The sequence below is a fragment of the Zobellia nedashkovskayae genome (genome assembly GCF_015330125.1).
Lineage (GTDB): Bacteria > Bacteroidota > Bacteroidia > Flavobacteriales > Flavobacteriaceae > Zobellia > Zobellia nedashkovskayae.
This window is the reverse complement of sequence record NZ_JADDXR010000002.1, coordinates 2,300,627-2,319,287: the sequence shown is the minus strand read 5'-3', so window position 1 is coordinate 2,319,287 and position 18,661 is coordinate 2,300,627. Positions and strand designations below refer to the sequence as shown.

Below are 18,661 nucleotides of genomic sequence, written 5' to 3'. Positions count from 1 at the left end.
AAGCCTACTCAAAACTCTCAACACTAACCTGTTTTGCTGGCCAGTACTCAGCTTTTCTAAATTCAAATTTGGTAGGATTATAATCACCTACTATAGTAACGTCTGCCTTTTCTGGAATTTGTAAGTCAAGTCCCCAGAATATGCCATTGACCAATAATCTTCTTGTACCTTCTATTAATAGATCATTAGCAGCACCTACAGTAGATGTAAATGCTTTTCCTTTTACACCACCTGGTAGTTGATAGCTCTTTACCCAAGTAACTGGCATTAATTCATCACCCAAATTTTCACCATCTTTATTTGTTGTTGCAATTTCATCATCCGTAGGTCTCATTCCGTAGAAAACATCACTTTCGTCATATTCTCCTTTTCTATTCATCACTTGCCCTAAAATTATAGGCTGTGAATCACCCGGAAGTGGAAGTGTAACGCCATATACATCACTAGCTCCCCAGACGTCCCCATCAGAAATTCCATTAGTGATACCCGTAGTATTTGCCCCTATAGCAACCATACCTTTAGTACTTTGATGTTTGTGGTGCCCGTGATGATTTATCCAAGTTTCACCAAGTACTAAGCGACCAAAACCACCATCCCATTCGGTCTTATCTCCCTTATAATTGAAACTATAATGTGCGTATTGCGAATCAGAATCTTCTGGGAAATTGAAACCATGAGTTGCCGTTCTTAATCCCATAACCGGTTTACCGGATTTTAGATAATCATCTATATATTTCATTTGATTATCTGGAAGTGCACGGAACCGTGTGAAAACCACCATCATATCTGCCGAAGTCAAAGCTTCCAAACCTGGTATATTTTTACCATAATTCGCGTTTACAATGCCTGGCTTATCCTCTTCTTGAGCAAAAAGAACGGTACATTTAAAACCATGATGTTTAGATAAAATTTTTGCCAGTTGCGGTAAAGCTTCTTCTGAACGGTACTCCTCATCTCCCGAAATCATTACAATATGTTTTGCATTTTCATCGGCACCCTCAAAGGTTAGCCATTTTTTGGGAGAATTCACCTCTTGAGCCATTTCAGGTTCTTTAGTACTTGTATTTTTCTGCTCTTTACACGCAAATAAAATTAGACAAATTACGATTGGTAATACATTTTTCATTCTGTTCAAGTTTAGAGATGCTTATTTGGTAATTCCTATGCCTTCGGATATGAGCTTAAATCCTTCTGTATATACTTCTTCTACCGGAGAGTAGTTACGCCAAACATTAATAGCATTTGCAAACTCTGGTATGGTTGTGCTAAAAGCTTCAATAGTAACCCATCCTTTGTACTTAATATCATTTAAAGCGGAGAAAACATCTGGCCAATTTACTTGTCCCCTACCCGGTGTTCCTCTATCATTTTCACTTATGTGCACATGTTTCAAATAAGGAGCTATGGTTCTAATAGCACCAGATTGACTTTTTTCCTCAATATTCGCATGATGCGTATCAAACATAGCACCCAAATTTGGATGGTTTACTTCCTTGACCATATCACCTAAATCTGCCATAGTATTATATAGATAACACTCAAATCTATTTACAGCTTCTGGAGTAAGGATAATATTGGCTCCTTTGGCATATTCAGCAGCTTTAAACAACATCTCATTACTCCACTTCTTTTCCTCTAAGGTTGGTGGTTTTCGTGTAAATAAAGCAAAGGTGGAATGAAAAGGTCCGCATAAGACTTCTGCATTAGCAGCCGCTCCCATATCAATTGACCATTTTAAGCGTTCTAAACCAGCTTCCCTGACTTTCTTATCTGGACTAGCTATATTTTGATCGGCCGATAGGGATGCTACTCCAGTAACCCCCATATTTATACCGGAAAAATGATTACCTAATTCTGAATAATATTTTTTACTGCCCTCTCCAAAGAAGAGTTCAATACCGTCATACCCGGTTTTTTTTAAATCATCTACAATACCAAAGTGCTGCTCGGTGACGTGATTCGTCCAAAGCAACATATTCATTCCTATTTTCATTATATAATGGTTAGTTAAAAATCTGGCGTAAAATTTCCTCAGGTAAAATTTAAATCTGTCGTCCTATATATTCAGTTTTTCGACTTAAAATTTCGGTCAGCGAACAAATTTAGGACTAAATGAAACTTGAAAATTCCTATATCTTCTTAAAGACTGGTACTTTTTTTTCTTTTTAAATGTTACACACTGTTCAATTTTGTCCTGTTATACTGGTTTTTGAATGTTTAAAAATAACTTGCGATATTCAAGCGGACACATCTCTGTAATAGATTTAAACTGCCTATTGAAATTAGACAATGCGTTATATCCACATTCATAACTTATTTGCGAAATATTAAAATTATCCTCTAAAAGCAATTTCCTTGCATGCCCAATGCGTATCTCATTAACAAAGCGTGTAAAGGTCTTATTGGCCCTTGGTTTAAAATATCTACAGAATGATGTGGTGGTCATATTTAACAAACCGGCGGCCTCATCTAAAGATATACTGGTCTTAAAATTCGTGATTACATAATCATATACTTTGCGCATTTTTTCGGCATCGCCTCCTTTAAACGCATTCATATAATTTGGACTGGCCAATATTGTATATTCTTTACTATTGGCTAACGTATCTAAAATTTCCAGAAGTTTTAGAATTCGCTTGAAGCCTTTTTTCTGATCAAGCTCTAAAAGAAACTTAATTATCATCTCCCTTGTTTCTCCATGAAACTCTATTCCTCTTAAGGAATTTGCTACAAGTTTATTTATTTTATAAAACTCCTCCATCTCAAGAAGTGGCTCACTTAATAGTACATGATCAAAGTAAATCACTAATCCTCTAGTAGACAACCCGCTGTCTTTCTTAAAATAAGCATTATCGTTTCGCCATAGATGCGGTAGGTTGGGGCCTGTCATAACCAAATCACCCTTCTTAAAATTATGCACATGGTCACCAATAAAACGAGTTCCCTCACCCTCCATGATATATGAAATCTGGAACTCAGGATGAAAGTGCCAATTGGGGTTAAAAAAAGGACCAATAAGGTCTTTGTAAATAAAAGTTTCCTTAGGCGTCAATGTCTTTTCAATACTAGGAGCACTCATAAATTTTCTTTAATAATTCATTTAAACATCAATATAAGATAAAAAAGTACCGACTTTTAATAAGATACAGGATAAATTAATTCAAAATCTATCATAGTTTTGTCTACACTCACACTAACATTCTAATTTATTTGATAATTTTTTGAAAATAGTTCAACTATTTTAAATACAAATTCCGATATTAACAAGTGTAAAAAGTACAATAATAACTTAAACTTATTAATTTTAAGCAATTCAATTAAAATAATACCTAAAACTAAACCAATATCAACTCTTTGCTTAAAACAAATCATTCTACATATTATGAAAATCATTAATAAAATCGGCCTAGGAAAGCTCATCCTGACTTGTGCCGTCGCAATGTGCTTTATAGCATGTAGCGAAAAAGAAAACAAAACCTTAACCGTAGGAAAAAATTCCCGCATTGTTTTAGTTGGAAACAATTTAGGCTCTAGGATGATGGAATTTGGTCACTTTGAAACAGAGATGCAACTAAGGTTCCCTAATGATTCCCTATTTATCAGAAATATGGCAGATGGCGGAAACACTCCGGCGTTTAGACCTCATGCTGCACGAAAGTCACCGTGGGCTTTTCCCGGCGCTGATAAATTCGAGCACGATTCAGGAAGTAAAATACATTTTATTGAAGATGATAAAGGACATCAGTCAGGTAGTGTAGGTCACTTTCCTACTCCAGATGAATGGATTACAAGCTTAAAACCGGATATTATCGTTGCCTTTTTTGGTTATATAGAGTCTTTTGAAGGTCAAGAAGGTCTTGAAAATTACAAAGAAGAGCTTCGTGCATTTATCAAACATACTATAAATACAAAGTATAATGGTATTGCACCACCGCAATTAGCAATTGTTTCTCCAATTGCCTTTGAAAATCTATCTAATAAGATGGATTTACCAGATGGTACTCAGGAAAACAAAAACTTGGCGCTCTATACTGAGGCAATGAAAGAAGTAGCTAATGAAGAAGGCGTTCTCTTCGTAGATGCTTTTGATGCTTCTAAAAAATGGTACGAAACCGAAGATCAAGACCTTACGCAAGATGGATTTCAACTAACAGATTCAGGTTACAAAAAATTCGGGAAGTTATTGGCCGATGATATTTTTGGAAGTAAGCAAACTGACGAAACCAACCGCCAACTCGTACACGATGCCGTTACAGAAAAAAACTGGTTTTGGCTAAATGATTTTAAGATACCTAACAGTGTTCACGTTTACGGAAGACGCTACGATCCTTTTGGACCAGATAACTACCCTTTTGAAATTGCCAAAATTCGTGAAATGACCGCTATACGAGATACTGCTATATGGGAGGCAAATCATGGTAAAGAAATGGATTTAGTGGCTGCAGATGCAAAAACTAAAAAACTTCCAGAAGTAGAAACAAACTATAAAGAAAGTGTAAAGAACGGAAACCCTGAATACTTATATGGTGAAGAAGCCCTTGCACAAATTAAAACAGCTCCTGGTTATAAAGTAGAGCTCTTTGCTTCAGAGGAGCAATTTCCTGATTTGGCAAATCCCGTTCAAATGTCTTTCGACAATAAAGGAAGGTTATGGGTTGCAGTAATGCCAAGTTACCCTCATTATAAGGCCGGTGATAGCAAACCAAATGACAAGCTTCTGATTTTTGAAGATACAGATGGTGACTATAAAGCTGATAAACAAACTGTTTTTGCAGACGGTTTACACCTTACTATTGGTTTTGAGTTTGCTCCAGAAGGAGTTTATATGTCTCAGGGAAACAACTTAATACTGTTGAAAGATACCGATGGTGATGATAAAGCCGATAAAAAAGAAATTATCTTAAGCGGGTTTGATGATCACGACACCCATCATGCAATTAGTGCTTTTACTACAGACCCATCAGGAGCAATCTATATGGGAGAAGGCACTTTTCTTCATTCTAATGTAGAAACCGCTTATGGTAGTATAAGAGGTACAAATGGTGGATTTTATAGATATAGCCCACAAAGACATCACTTAGAACGTACGGCACAACTTGCTATCCCAAATCCATGGGGTATTGCTTTTGATGAATGGGGACAGCCTTTCTTTGAGCATACTTCCGGACCTGCGGCTACTTGGATGATGCCAGGTACTATTATTCCGCGTTATGGTGTTAGCTCACCAATCCCAGAAAATTTAATTGAAAAAGATCACCTAGTACGTCCTACTTCAGGGTTGGAATTTGTTTCTAGCAGCCATTTCCCAGACAATGTTCAAGGTGATATGCTTATCAATAACACCATAGGGTTTAGAGGGACAAAACAACATAAAATGGTGGATGATCCAAAAACTGCGGGTTACCTAAGTGAGCACAGACAGGACCTTATTTTCTCGGATGATAAAAACTTCAGACCAGTAGATATGGAATTTGCACCTGATGGTTCACTCTACTTTTTAGATTGGAGCAATGTTTTGATCGGTCATATGCAACACAACGCACGTGACCCGCTAAGAGATCATGTTCATGGAAGAATATATAGAGTTACATACCCTTCTAGACCATTAGTTAAACCTGCAAAAGTTGCCGACGCAACTATTGAAGAATTACTAGAGAATTTAAAACTTCCTGAGTACAGAACTCGTTACCGTACTAAAAGAGAATTACGTGCACGGGATGCAGATGAAGTTTTAGCTAAGTTAAAACCATGGGTTGCGAATTTAGATAAAAACGATGCGAATTATGAGCATAATTTATTGGAAGGCCTTTGGGTTACTTGGGGATTAAACAAAATAGACAAAGATTTATTAACCCAATTACTTCAGGCAAAAGACTTCAGGGCTCGTACTGCGGCGGTTGAAGTACTGAGATATAACGGTCACCAAATTGACAATCAAGCAGACTTGTTAATGCAAGCCGCAAAAGATGATAACCCTAGAGTGCGTCTTGAAGCATTAGTAGCTGCATCTAGATTAGGCAAGGATATTGGTATTCCTATTATTACTGAAGCAGGAAAAAAAGGACTTGACAAATGGATGGAACGTCCTTACGAGGCAGCGCTGGCACATTTAAATGGCCATAGAGCTGGTGAAAAACCTAAAGACGTAATTGAAACTGACCTAAAGGGAAAAGATTTGGAGCTTTTAATGGCAGGACAAGAAATTTACGAGCGTGACGGCTATTGCGCCACATGCCATCAACCAGATGGGCAAGGACTTACTGCTTCCGGATTTCCACCTTTAGCGGGTTCTAAATGGGTAACCGGTAGTGAAGAACGATTAATAAAATTAACTACAAAAGGAATCATGGGACCTATTGAGGTTAAAGGAAAAAAATACCCTGGTCAAGTACCTATGACGCCATTCGGGAAATTACTAAATGAGGAAGAAACTGCAGCTGTACTAACTTACGTTAGGAATACTTTTGGAAACAAAGCATCTGCCATTTCTCCAGAGAAAGTAAAAGAAGTTCGTGAAAAAATAAAAGATAAGGAAGGTTTCTATTCTCCAGAAGAATTACTTCTGGAACATCCTATGAAATAATTAAACAAATACCATTCTACCATTATTAAAAAAGGGGACATTCATTTGAATGCCCCTTTTTTATTTACCGCACAATCGCAAATATATTTCAGCAATTCTTCAAAACAGGACTTTTCTAGATTTTAGTAAAATTCCTACTATTTTATCTCATTAAAAAATCAACAAAATCTTCATTCCTACATCAATAGCATAATCATTTCGATGACTTCTCAATTTAATATTCAATACTAACGCAAGTCAATTTTTAAAGATTATTACAACACAAGAATCCCCCCTTCTCTCTGTTTATTCATATAAAAAAGATGTCATAAATATCATAAAAGCTCACATATGAAGTAGTGAAATGACTTCAAAACTTAAATACCATTTCTCAGATTCTCAAAATATTAATTTAACAAATGATTAATTCCTAAAAAGATATATCACATAATACGGAATTACCAAAATATGTCAAAAAAATACCACTAATTGCAAATTAATAGGTGTCATCGCTTCCTTCATTCAATTACATTTGAGACCAAATCCCCCTTAACTGATTCATCAACCTAAACAATTAAACTATGATTTCACTCTCATCATCTTTTAAGATCAAACACGTTTGCTTCTTATTAGGTTTTCAAATTGTATGTCTCCAAACCGCTTTTGGAGCAAGCATCTCTGTCAATAGTATCGATGGTTATGCTAACAAAAACAACGCAGTTCGGTATACGCTTCCGAAGACACAAAACAATGTGATTACAGGTACTATAAATGACCAAGACAATCAACCGCTACCTGGTGCCAGTATTATTGAAAAAGGTACAACAAATGGCGTGACAACAGATTTTGACGGTAATTTTTCTATTGAAGTAAGTAGCCAAGATGCGGTGCTGCTTGTCTCCTATATCGGCTATTCACCAAAAGAAATTTCCGTTAATGGTCAGGACAATATTACCGTTAGCCTTGAGGAAAATGCTTCAGCTTTAGACGAAGTAGTTCTTATTGGTTACGGTTCTCAAAAGAAAAGCGATTTAACCGGCGCAGTAGGTTCGGTAAAAGCGGAAGAACTGGCAGAAAGGCCAGCAGCTTCAATGAATCAAGCCATTGCAGGTAAGGTTTCCGGTGTCAACATAACTTCTGGATCAGGAAGACCCGGAGGTAGAACTGTGGTAAGAATTCGTGGTAATACTTCGGTAAGTATTGCTAACACACCGCTATACGTAATTGATGGTGTTATTCTTAGTGCTGCTAGCTTACCAAACGGTAGTACACCAATTGACTACATGAACCCTAATGACATTGAATCTATAGAAGTTTTAAAAGATGCTTCGGCAACAGCAATTTATGGAGCAAGAGGCGCAAATGGGGTTATTTTAGTAAGTACAAAAAGGGGTACAACAAATGGCGGAGGCCGTCTTAATTACGATGTAGATTTTAGTATAGGAACGCTACCAAAAAAACTTAATTTACTAAACTCAGAAGAATTTCTTCAAGTTGAGGAGACAGCATATGCAAATGCAGAGAAATTTGACCCTGAAGGATGGGCTGGTGGAAGATATACAGACCCTACACTAAAGAGAACAGACCCTAGACTTTTTGACTCAGAAGGTAATCCACTATATGATACGGATTGGCAAGATGAAGCCATAAGAACCTCCTACACACAGAATCATCAACTATCTTTTACAGGAGGCACTCAGAAAGGCAATTATGGTCTTTTTATGGGTTTCCGTGATGAGCAAGGACTAATTGTAGAATCATGGCTAAAGCGATATTCGGCTAGGTTTACTATGGATTCCGATATTACGGATTGGCTAAGAGTTGGTGGTAGTTTAGGATATAACGACCAAAATGAAAAGCAAGTAGACCAACTTGGAGGTGGTGGTATCACAACAATGAGACAGGTGTATGAAGCACTTCCTATAATTCCGGTTACATATGAAGATGGCAGTTGGGGCTCCAATTTAGACTATCCTGGCATGGAAGGTGGCGGAAGCCCTGTTGCGGTTGCTAATGACAGAAGATATTTTCTTAAAACACAATCGCTTATAGGTAATTTTTATAGTAATATTTCTTTACATAAAAACTTACAGCTGCGTACAACACTTGGAGCTAATGTAATAAATCAAAGAAACGATTACTATGGGGGTAAAGATTTACGATATATTGCCCAACCAGACGGTAATGCCTATGTGGAAAACGGCCGTTACAATTCGTGGCAATTTGAAAACTATCTGACGTATAGTAAAGATTTTGAAAATGAAAATTCATTGACCGCCATGGTGGGGTTGTCCTGGCAACATATAGATGAATTCAAGTCAAAGGCAGAAACTAGAGGATTTGCAGATGATTTTTATAGTTTTAACAATCTTGCCGCCGGTTCTAGTCCCCAAACACCTACCTCTAGTAGTATTGCCTACGGATTAAATTCTTATTTTGGACGTGTAAATTACAACCATCAGAACAAATATTTATTAACCATAACAGGTAGAGCTGATGGTTCTTCAAAATTTGGTCCTGAAAATCAATTTGCCTTTTTCCCATCCGCAGCATTGGCATGGAGAGTTTCTAATGAAGATTTTTTATCTCAAAGTGAAACTATCTCTAACCTAAAAGTAAGAGCAAGTTACGGTGCTACGGGTAACTCTGAAATTCCTGCATATAGATACTTAGCGGGACTCGAAAGTGGTACCGTTATATTTGCTGGTGATCGTGCTTCTTATAGTATTCCACAGCGTATGGCCAACCCTGATTTGAGATGGGAAAAAACAGAGCAAGTAGATGCCGGGCTTGAATTAGGCCTTTTTAATAATCGTATTTCTCTAGAAATTGATGCCTATCGTAAATTAACTACGGATATGCTCCTTGACGCCCCTGTTCCTTCAACTAGTGGATTTACAAATGTATACCAAAATGTGGGGAGCATGGAAAATAAAGGAATTGAAATCACCTTGAACACTACCAACATAGATAACGAAGTTTTTGGATGGGATTCAAATTTTAATATTTCCATCAATAAAAATAAAGTAGTTGCACTATCAGGAGGTTCTGATATTTTCTTGGGATCCACACTCATTCGTGAAGGTGAACCAGTAGGGACCTTTTTCGGCTATATTGATGAGGGTACTTGGAATACAGACGAAGCTGCTGAAGCAGCCATCTACGATAGACTTCCTGGTGATATAAAATATAGAGACCTAAATGATGATGGGGCTATTAATAGTGATGACAGAGCTATTCTAGGAAAAGGTATACCTGATGGGTTTGGAACTTTTTCCAACACATTTAGATATGGTAACCTAGAACTTTTGGTAGACCTACAATTTCAATATGGCAATAGTATTATGTACCGTGATGAACATTCCGCAGAAGATCGGCAAACTATAGCTAACAGCTTCTCAACAGTTTTAAACGCTTGGACACCGGACAATCAAGATACGGATATTGCTCAAATAAGGCCTATTGCTGCGGGTTATGACACGAACAATGATTCTGGAAAGTTAAAAGATGCTTCTTTTATTAGAGGCAGAAACTTAATGCTTTCTTATGTTTTTGAACCTGAACTTACAGAACGTTTGCACTTAAAGCGCTTAAGATTATACACCTCGGTACAGAACTTTTTTGTATCAACAAAGTATCCCGGATATGACCCTGAAAGTTCTAATGGATCACAGGCATTCGACCAAGGATATTCACTATACGATTATCCAAGACCACGTACATTCATGATAGGGCTTAATGTTGGATTGTAATAATATTAAAAAGATAAAAAAATGAAAACCTATAAAAACTTTATAAGAACTATAGTGGTCCTGACCGCTGTATCGCTTACATCTTCCTGTAGTGACTTTTTAGATGAAGAAGACGAATCTAACTTTACTACCGACACTTATTTTACAAAGGCAGAACATGCTGAAAGTGCAGTAAATGGAATCTATGAACCTCTAGTACCAATTACAAATAGTGGTTTTGGAGGTGGAACGTGGTTAATGCTTGAATTTGCAACAGGTTTAGCAAATACTTCATTAGGTCAGGCTACCAATATTTACTTGGTAAAAGATTTAATCAATAATTCAGACAACGGATATGGTAGTAGTTATTGGAACGAATATTACACAGGTATATCAAGAGCTAATTTGGCCATTGAGAAAATACCTGAAATAAATATGGATGAGACCGAAAAGCAAAATTACCTAGCTGAAGCCAAATTCTTTAGAGCTTACTATTATTTTGGTTTGATACGTATGTTCGGCAATATTCCTATTATAACCAATTCAGTGGATTTAGCGTCCGAACAATTATATCCAGAGCAAGCTACCGCTGAGGCAGTTTATGATCTAATAATAAGTGATCTTACAGAAGCAGAAAACTCTAGTTTGCCATGGAGAGATGAATCTGGTAGAGTTTCTTTGGGAGCAGTAAAAACTTTATTGGCAGATGTATATTTGACATCAGCAGGTTACCCACTTCAAAAAACGGAAAACTTCCAACTTGCGGCTAACAAGGCAAAAGAAGTAATAGATTCTGCTCAATACACCATATTCGATTCATATGATGATTTACATGATCCTGCAACCAAAAATACTGGTGAATATATCTTCATGACTCAATTTGCCGCCAACATTCAATCAGCCAATTGGCAACCCGCTATATTACCCTATAACTTAGGAATCTCTGCTTACTCCGCCCAAACAGGTGGCATATTCTCTACTAATGAGTTTGCAAATTCATATGAAGTAGATGATAAAAGAGCAGAAGAAAAGCAATTCTATTTCACAAGTTATTCACTAGAAGCAGATAGAACTGACAGTGTCAATCTAGGAGCACCTTATATATTCAAGCATTTTGATATACAAGCAAATGAAGACAGTGCCCAATCCGATTTAAACTGGTGTATTTATAGATATTCTGATGTATTATTAATGTATGCAGAAGCAGCAAATGAAGCAGAAGGTGCACCCTCTGCAGATGCATACAGTGCGGTTAATGAAATAAGACAACGTGCTGAAGTTCCAGATTTAGCCGGTTTATCCCAAGATAATTTTAGAGATGCGGTACGTATAGAAAGAATTCATGAGTTAAGTTTTGAAAATAAGACCTGGTATGATATGGCTAGATGGAGAAAAGCTTATAACCCTGAGACAAACCAACTTGAAGACTTCGTAGGTCATAACTTCTCATATTTACCCAATAAGGCCTTAACAGAAAGAGAACTTTTGTTCCCGATTCCTACGTCAGAGATGCAAAACAATCCTAATCTAACACAAAATGCGGGTTACTAGTTAGTCCAGATTTTAAAGGTTTTTCTTTAGTAGTTAGTTGATAGTGATAATACCCCTTGGTACTGGCCAAGGGGTATTTTTTTTTTGACATGACTGCAACAGTACTCATAACATCTTCGTGAGAATTGATTGGTAGAAAAATATACCTGAATAAATCCATATAAAACATAACAACCCTCACCTTTATCATTTAGACCACATACAATAACAAGTTAACGTGTGTTACAAATTTTAATACAAAGACAAGATAACCAATAGAAAACCCATATAGATATCACAATGAAAAACACCTTAAACCGAAACAAGAAAATTGAAATAGAGAAAATTACCTTTTAAATTGATTACTTGATACATATACATTCCCGGAGCTTTTGTGGAGTAGATATTTAGCTTCACTTATAACAACACCACCATTAACAATACTGTGCTGAATATAAATCAAAAAAAGGTTTTTCTTATAGATGTAACTAAGCAAGAACCTAGGATAGATAAGGGAAATAATTGGCCCAGTAGCAGGGACTGGATTTGGGATAAAAAAAAGGTCCCGATCAGAATGAACTGATCGGGACCTCGAAGTAAGGCGGCTTCCTACTCTCCCACCTGTTGGCAGTACCATCGGCGCTAGCGGGCTTAACTTCCCTGTTCGGAATGGAAAGGGGTGGGCCCCGCCGCCATGGCCACCTAAATCTTTAATATCTTAAATACCAGGGCACTTGGGCCTAGGTATGACATAATAATGGGACAGGTCCGAAGAAAAGANAAAAAAAAGGTCCCGATCAGAATGAACTGATCGGGACCTCGAAGTAAGGCGGCTTCCTACTCTCCCACCTGTTGGCAGTACCATCGGCGCTAGCGGGCTTAACTTCCCTGTTCGGAATGGAAAGGGGTGGGCCCCGCCGCCATGGCCACCTAAATCTTTAATATCTTAAATACCAGGGCACTTGGGCCTAGGTATGACATAATAATGGGACAGGTCCGAAGAAAAGAAAACAGCGCTTCCTTTAAGTAAAAAGGACGGATTTCATAGAGAAAAGGTTGTCGCCCTTCCTTACCGAAGTAAGGAAGGGACTTATATTGCGCAAGCCGTACGGGCAATTAGTACTACTCGGCTACGGACATTACTGCCCTTGTACCTATAGCCTATCAACGTGGTAGTCTCCCACGGCCCTTTAAAGAAATCTCATCTTGCGGTTGGTTTCGCGCTTATATGCTTTCAGCGCTTATCCAATCCCGACATAGCTACCCGGCAATGCCCCTGGCGGGACAACCGGTGCACCAGCGGTCGGTCCGGCCCGGTCCTCTCGTACTAGGGCCAGGTCCGCTCGAATTTCTAACGCCCGCAGTAGATAGAGACCGAACTGTCTCACGACGTTCTGAACCCAGCTCGCGTGCCACTTTAATGGGCGAACAGCCCAACCCTTGGGACCTTCTCCAGCCCCAGGATGTGACGAGCCGACATCGAGGTGCCAAACCCCCCCGTCGATATGAGCTCTTGGGGGAGATCAGCCTGTTATCCCCGGCGTACCTTTTATCCTTTGAGCGATGGCCCTTCCATGCGGAACCACCGGATCACTATGCTCTTGTTTCCAACCTGTTCGACCTGTATGTCTCACAGTCAAGCGCCCTTGTGCCATTGCACTCTACGTACGATTGCCGACCGTACTGAGGGCACCTTTAGAAGCCTCCGTTACTCTTTTGGAGGCGACCACCCCAGTCAAACTACCCACCACGCACTGTTCCCTCTTGGAGGGTTAGGCCCCGGACAAGCAAAGGCTGGTATTTCAACGGTGACTCCAACACACCTGGCGGTGCGCCTTCAAAGTCTCCCAGCTATCCTACACATTGCTTGACCAAGGTCAATACGAAGCTATAGTAAAGGTGCACGGGGTCTTTTCGTCCCACTGCGGGTAACCGGCATCTTCACCGATACTACAATTTCACCGAGCTCATGGCCGAGACAGTGTCCAGATCGTTGCACCATTCGTGCAGGTCGGAACTTACCCGACAAGGAATTTCGCTACCTTAGGACCGTTATAGTTACGGCCGCCGTTTACTGGGGCTTCAGTTCAATGCTTCCTCCCGAAGGATTCACATCTCCCCTTAACCTTCCAGCACCGGGCAGGTGTCAGGCCCTATACTTCATCTCTCGATTTTGCAGAGCCCTGTGTTTTTGATAAACAGTCGCCTGGACCTCTTCACTGCGGCCCACAATAAATTGTGGGCGACCCTTCTCCCGAAGTTACGGGTCTATTTTGCCTAGTTCCTTAGCCATGAATCTCTCGAGCGCCTTAGAATACTCATCCCAACCACCTGTGTCGGTTTACGGTACGGGCCGCACATCTCGCTTTTCTTGGAAGTCGATACGCTGGATTATCACCTTGGCCGTAGCCTCGGTGTACTATCGCGGTGTTACCACTCGCTTCAACGTACAATTCCGTCTGTACGCACCAACTTCTCGCCTCCGTCGCTTTCAATGATGTGCGGGTAGCAGAATATTAACTGCTTGTCCATCCACTTCCCCCTTCGGGTCTGCGTTAGGTCCCGACTGACCCCCAGCTGATTAGCATAGCTGGGGAAACCTTGGTCTTTCGGCGTGCGGGTTTCTCGCCCGCATTATCGTTACTTATGCCTACATTTTCGTTTGTAGCTCCTCCAGCATCCCTCGCAGGTACACCTTCAACGGCACTACAATGCTCCCCTACCCCTTACAGTAAACTGTAAAGCCATAGCTTCGGTAATATGCTTATGCCCGATCATTATCCATGCGGAACCGCTCGACCAGTGAGCTGTTACGCACTCTTTAAATGAATGGCTGCTTCCAAGCCAACATCCTGGCTGTCAATGCAGTTCCACCGCGTTTTTTCAACTTAGCATATATTTTGGGACCTTAGCTGATGGTCTGGGTTCTTTCCCTCTCGGACATGGACCTTAGCACCCATGCCCTCACTGCGCAGAAACGTTTTATAGCATTCGGAGTTTGTCAGGAATTGGTAGGCGGTGAAGCCCCCGCATCCAATCAGTAGCTCTACCTCTATAAAACTATCTACACGCTGCACCTAAATGCATTTCGGGGAGTACGAGCTATTTCCGAGCTTGATTGGCCTTTCACCCCTACCCACAGGTCATCCCAAGACTTTTCAACGTCAACGGGTTCGGTCCTCCACTATGTGTTACCACAGCTTCAACCTGCCCATGGGTAGATCGCACGGTTTCGCGTCTACTACTACTAACTATGGCGCCCTGTTCAGACTCGCTTTCGCTACGGCTCCGGACCTGAAGTCCTTAACCTTGCTAGTAAAAGTAACTCGTAGGCTCATTATGCAAAAGGCACGCCGTCACCCCGAAGGGCTCCGACCGCTTGTAAGCGTATGGTTTCAGGATCTTTTTCACTCCGTTGTTCACGGTTCTTTTCACCTTTCCCTCACGGTACTGGTTCACTATCGGTCTCTCAGGAGTATTTAGTCTTGGCGGATGGTCCCGCCGGTTTCACACAGGGTTTCACGTGCCCCGCGCTACTCAGGATACCGCTATCTTGCAGCTCTTTACCTATACCGGGCTATCACCGTCTTCGGCCAAGCTTTCCAACTTGTTCTAGTTCATTACTGTTCGAATGTCGCGGTCCTACAACCCCGCACATGCCGGAACATGTACGGTTTGGACTAATCCGGTTTCGCTCGCCGCTACTCCCGGAATCACTTTTGTTTTCTCCTCCTCCGGCTACTTAGATGTTTCAGTTCACCGGGTTTGCCTCCTTACGGATAACATGTCTTCAACATGCTGGGTTGCCCCATTCGGATACCTGCGGATCATATCGTGTGTGCCGATCCCCGCAGCTTTTCGCAGCTTATCGCGTCCTTCATCGCCTCTGAGAGCCTAGGCATTCCCCATACGCCCTTATCTAGCTTGTCGCCAGACCTTTTATTCTATTCGTATTTCGTACTCTTTACTTAAAAAATTCGTGTTTTCTTCTTTTTCAGTATGTATATCCTAAAATATACATCCTGTCCCAATATGTCAATGAACTTGTGGCGAGTTACCACCGATAATCAAAAATTATCCCTGTGGCTCCTCATGTAATACGTCGCGATAAATTAATATCCCCAAGCATTACCTGGTGGAGAATATCGGAGTCGAACCGATGACCTCCTGCGTGCAAGGCAGGCGCTCTAGCCAGCTGAGCTAATCCCCCATATACTAGTAGTTAGTATACAGTAGTTAGTAGTTAGTACCCCCAACTACTACTCAACTTCTAGAATTTCCTTCAATCTTGTATTCTTAATGAACGTGCGCACCTAACAAAAGATGCAATCTGTAGTCCCAGGCAGACTCGAACTGCCGACCTCTACATTATCAGTGTAGCGCTCTAACCAGCTGAGCTATGGGACTGTCCCTACCACTCTTAGTACTTCGTACCAAAAGAAGTATTATATATCATTAATGTGGAGACTTGCTTCTTTTAACTTACAGATAGATGAAATTATATTAGAACGAGGTGTCGGGGCCTTCGAAAATTCTTAGGTCGACGCTCTAGAAAGGAGGTGTTCCAGCCGCACCTTCCGGTACGGCTACCTTGTTACGACTTAGCCCTAGTTACCGATCTTGCCCTAGGCCGCTCCTTACGGTGACGGACTTCAGGCACTCCCAGCTTCCATGGCTTGACGGGCGGTGTGTACAAGGCCCGGGAACGTATTCACCGGATCATGGCTGATATCCGATTACTAGCGATTCCAGCTTCACGGGGTCGAGTTGCAGACCCCGATCCGAACTGTGACCGGTTTTGTGGATCCGCTCTGCGTTACCGCATGGCTTCCCGCTGTACCGGCCATTGTAGCACGTGTGTGGCCCAGGACGTAAGGGCCGTGATGATTTGACGTCGTCCCCACCTTCCTCACGGTTTGCACCGGCAGTCCCGTTAGAGTCCCCGACATGACTCGCTGGCAACTAACGGTAGGGGTTGCGCTCGTTATAGGACTTAACCTGACACCTCACGGCACGAGCTGACGACAACCATGCAGCACCTTGCAAATTGCCCGAAGGAAAAGGTATCTCTACCCCTGTCAAAATGCATTTAAGCCCTGGTAAGGTTCCTCGCGTATCATCGAATTAAACCACATGCTCCACCGCTTGTGCGGGCCCCCGTCAATTCCTTTGAGTTTCATTCTTGCGAACGTACTCCCCAGGTGGGATACTTATCACTTTCGCTTGGCCGCCCAGGTCTCAAGGACCCGGACAGCTAGTATCCATCGTTTACGGCGTGGACTACCAGGGTATCTAATCCTGTTCGCTCCCCACGCTTTCGTCCATCAGCGTCAGTATATAGTTAGTCACCTGCCTTCGCAATCGGTGTTCTATGTAATATCTATGCATTTCACCGCTACACTACATATTCCGGCAACTTCACTATAACTCAAGACCGACAGTATCAAAGGCAATTTTACAGTTGAGCTGCAAACTTTCACCACTGACTTATCGGCCCGCCTACGGACCCTTTAAACCCAATAATTCCGGATAACGCTCGGACCCTCCGTATTACCGCGGCTGCTGGCACGGAGTTAGCCGGTCCTTATTCTTACGGTACCGTCAGTGGGGCACACGTGCCCCTTTTTCTTCCCGTATAAAAGCAGTTTACTACCCATAGGGCATTCTTCCTGCACGCGGCATGGCTGGATCAGACTCTCGTCCATTGTCCAATATTCCTCACTGCTGCCTCCCGTAGGAGTCTGGTCCGTGTCTCAGTACCAGTGTGGGGGATCCCCCTCTCAGGGCCCCTACCCATCGCGGTCTTGGTGAGCCGTTACCTCGCCAACTAACTAATGGGACGCATACTCATCCCCTACCGTAACCTTTAACTATAAATACGATGCCGTAAGATAGTACTATGTGGTCTTAATCCAAATTTCTCTGGGCTATCCCACAGTAGGGGGTAGATTGTATACGCGTTGCGCACCCGTGCGCCGGTCGCCGACATCTAGCAAGCTAGACTCGCTGCCCCTCGACTTGCATGTGTTAGGCCTGCCGCTAGCGTTCATCCTGAGCCAGGATCAAACTCTTCATCGTTGTTTCATTATATATTATAAGTCTATCAACCTTAGATCGTTCCTCCCGGCCCCGACTCTCATCCTAAAATAAAAATCTTTCTGTATGTTGTTCTCGTAATTCTATCGGAACGAAAAGGTTTCCCTCTCCGTCCCTTTTACGCTGTCTCCACAATATGTCAAATGAACTTCCAAATTCCTATCCGGTCTCCCGGTAACGCCTGTCAAACATCTTACTGTTTGCCTAAGCGGCTGCAAATATACAACTGTTTTTTAAACCGGCAACTTTCTTTTGAAAAAAATCAAAATCTTTTTTCCCGACCACAAAAACAACAACTTACAAGGAACGTTTACTCTTTATTAACCCACACTTAACAAACATCTTCGTGCCTGTTTAGCGGGGTGCAAATGTAACACCCTTTTTTAATTACAACACAATTTTTTTACGATAATTTCGTTTTTTTTCGNTTGCCTAAGCGGCTGCAAATATACAACTGTTTTTTAAACCGGCAACTTTCTTTTGAAAAAAATCAAAATCTTTTTTCCCGACCACAAAAACAACAACTTACAAGGAACGTTTACTCTTTATTAACCCACACTTAACAAACATCTTCGTGCCTGTTTAGCGGGGTGCAAATGTAACACCCTTTTTTAATTACAACACAATTTTTTTACGATAATTTCGTTTTTTTTCGTTCCGCCATCGCATAACTCTGAGTATGAGCACCCAACATATCTCAACCCTTTTCTGTTTTTGAGCATTACAGTACACCTATATAGTT

General features: G+C 41.0%; 6 protein-coding genes, 2 tRNA genes and 4 rRNA genes. 3 read left to right on the top strand and 9 right to left on the bottom strand.

Annotation, left to right across the window (positions count from 1 at the left end):
• Positions 1-4 precede the first annotated feature (4 nt).
• The 3 genes from IWB64_RS09670 to IWB64_RS09660 all read right to left on the bottom strand — a co-directional run bounded on the left by IWB64_RS09670 (position 5) and on the right by IWB64_RS09660 (position 3,079).
• On the bottom strand, positions 5-1,126 hold the full coding sequence (locus tag IWB64_RS09670) for a ThuA domain-containing protein (protein ID WP_194533814.1): 1,122 nt from the start codon (positions 1,124-1,126) through the stop codon (positions 5-7).
• Between the two features lie 21 nt (positions 1,127-1,147).
• Complete coding sequence (locus IWB64_RS09665) at positions 1,148-1,993, bottom strand: sugar phosphate isomerase/epimerase family protein (RefSeq protein WP_194533813.1); 846 nt, start codon at positions 1,991-1,993, stop codon at positions 1,148-1,150.
• Between the two features lie 204 nt (positions 1,994-2,197).
• On the bottom strand, positions 2,198-3,079 hold the full coding sequence (locus IWB64_RS09660; RefSeq protein ID WP_194533812.1) for an AraC family transcriptional regulator: 882 nt from the start codon (positions 3,077-3,079) through the stop codon (positions 2,198-2,200).
• A 303-nt stretch (positions 3,080-3,382) separates the two neighbouring features.
• On the opposite strand from IWB64_RS09660, the gene IWB64_RS09655 reads away from it, so the two are divergent.
• The 3 genes from IWB64_RS09655 to IWB64_RS09645 all read left to right on the top strand — a co-directional run bounded on the left by IWB64_RS09655 (position 3,383) and on the right by IWB64_RS09645 (position 11,844).
• Positions 3,383-6,583 (top strand): PVC-type heme-binding CxxCH protein, encoded by a 3,201-nt coding sequence (locus IWB64_RS09655; RefSeq protein WP_194533811.1) that lies wholly within the window; start codon positions 3,383-3,385, stop codon positions 6,581-6,583.
• Between the two features lie 560 nt (positions 6,584-7,143).
• Positions 7,144-10,314, top strand: a complete 3,171-nt coding sequence (locus IWB64_RS09650) for a SusC/RagA family TonB-linked outer membrane protein (RefSeq protein ID WP_194533810.1) — start codon at positions 7,144-7,146, stop codon at positions 10,312-10,314.
• A gap of 21 nt (positions 10,315-10,335) precedes the next feature.
• The gene (locus tag IWB64_RS09645) at positions 10,336-11,844 is read left to right on the top strand and encodes a RagB/SusD family nutrient uptake outer membrane protein (RefSeq protein WP_194533809.1); all 1,509 of its coding nucleotides are present in this window, start codon (positions 10,336-10,338) and stop codon (positions 11,842-11,844) included.
• Positions 11,845-12,419: 575 nt separating this feature from the next.
• On the opposite strand, the gene rrf (IWB64_RS09640) is transcribed toward IWB64_RS09645, so the two are convergent.
• The 6 genes from rrf (IWB64_RS09640) to IWB64_RS09615 all read right to left on the bottom strand — a co-directional run bounded on the left by rrf (IWB64_RS09640) (position 12,420) and on the right by IWB64_RS09615 (position 17,901).
• Positions 12,420-12,529, bottom strand: a 5S ribosomal RNA gene (gene rrf, locus IWB64_RS09640).
• Positions 12,530-12,647: 118 nt separating this feature from the next.
• Positions 12,648-12,757 (bottom strand): 5S ribosomal RNA (gene rrf / locus IWB64_RS09635).
• A gap of 161 nt (positions 12,758-12,918) precedes the next feature.
• Positions 12,919-15,754 (bottom strand): 23S ribosomal RNA (locus IWB64_RS09630).
• A gap of 202 nt (positions 15,755-15,956) precedes the next feature.
• Positions 15,957-16,033: transfer RNA gene (locus IWB64_RS09625), tRNA-Ala, on the bottom strand.
• 123 nt (positions 16,034-16,156) lie between these two features.
• A tRNA-Ile gene (locus tag IWB64_RS09620) sits at positions 16,157-16,230 on the bottom strand.
• A 145-nt stretch (positions 16,231-16,375) separates the two neighbouring features.
• Positions 16,376-17,901, bottom strand: a 16S ribosomal RNA gene (locus tag IWB64_RS09615).
• Together the 16S, 23S and 5S rRNA genes with 2 tRNA genes alongside form the textbook arrangement of a ribosomal RNA operon.
• Positions 17,902-18,661 lie beyond the last annotated feature (760 nt).

Bases quoted from the DNA above. Each gene is read 5' to 3' on its own strand.
- IWB64_RS09665 (WP_194533813.1), bottom strand. From the start codon at position 1,993: ATGAAAATAGGAATGAATATGTTGCTTTGGACGAATCACGTCACCGAG.
- IWB64_RS09645 (WP_194533809.1), top strand. From the start codon at position 10,336: ATGAAAACCTATAAAAACTTTATAAGAACTATAGTGGTCCTGACCGCT.
- IWB64_RS09670 (WP_194533814.1), bottom strand. From the start codon at position 1,126: ATGAAAAATGTATTACCAATCGTAATTTGTCTAATTTTATTTGCGTGT.
- IWB64_RS09660 (WP_194533812.1), bottom strand. From the start codon at position 3,079: ATGAGTGCTCCTAGTATTGAAAAGACATTGACGCCTAAGGAAACTTTT.
- IWB64_RS09655 (WP_194533811.1), top strand. From the start codon at position 3,383: ATGAAAATCATTAATAAAATCGGCCTAGGAAAGCTCATCCTGACTTGT.
- IWB64_RS09650 (WP_194533810.1), top strand. From the start codon at position 7,144: ATGATTTCACTCTCATCATCTTTTAAGATCAAACACGTTTGCTTCTTA.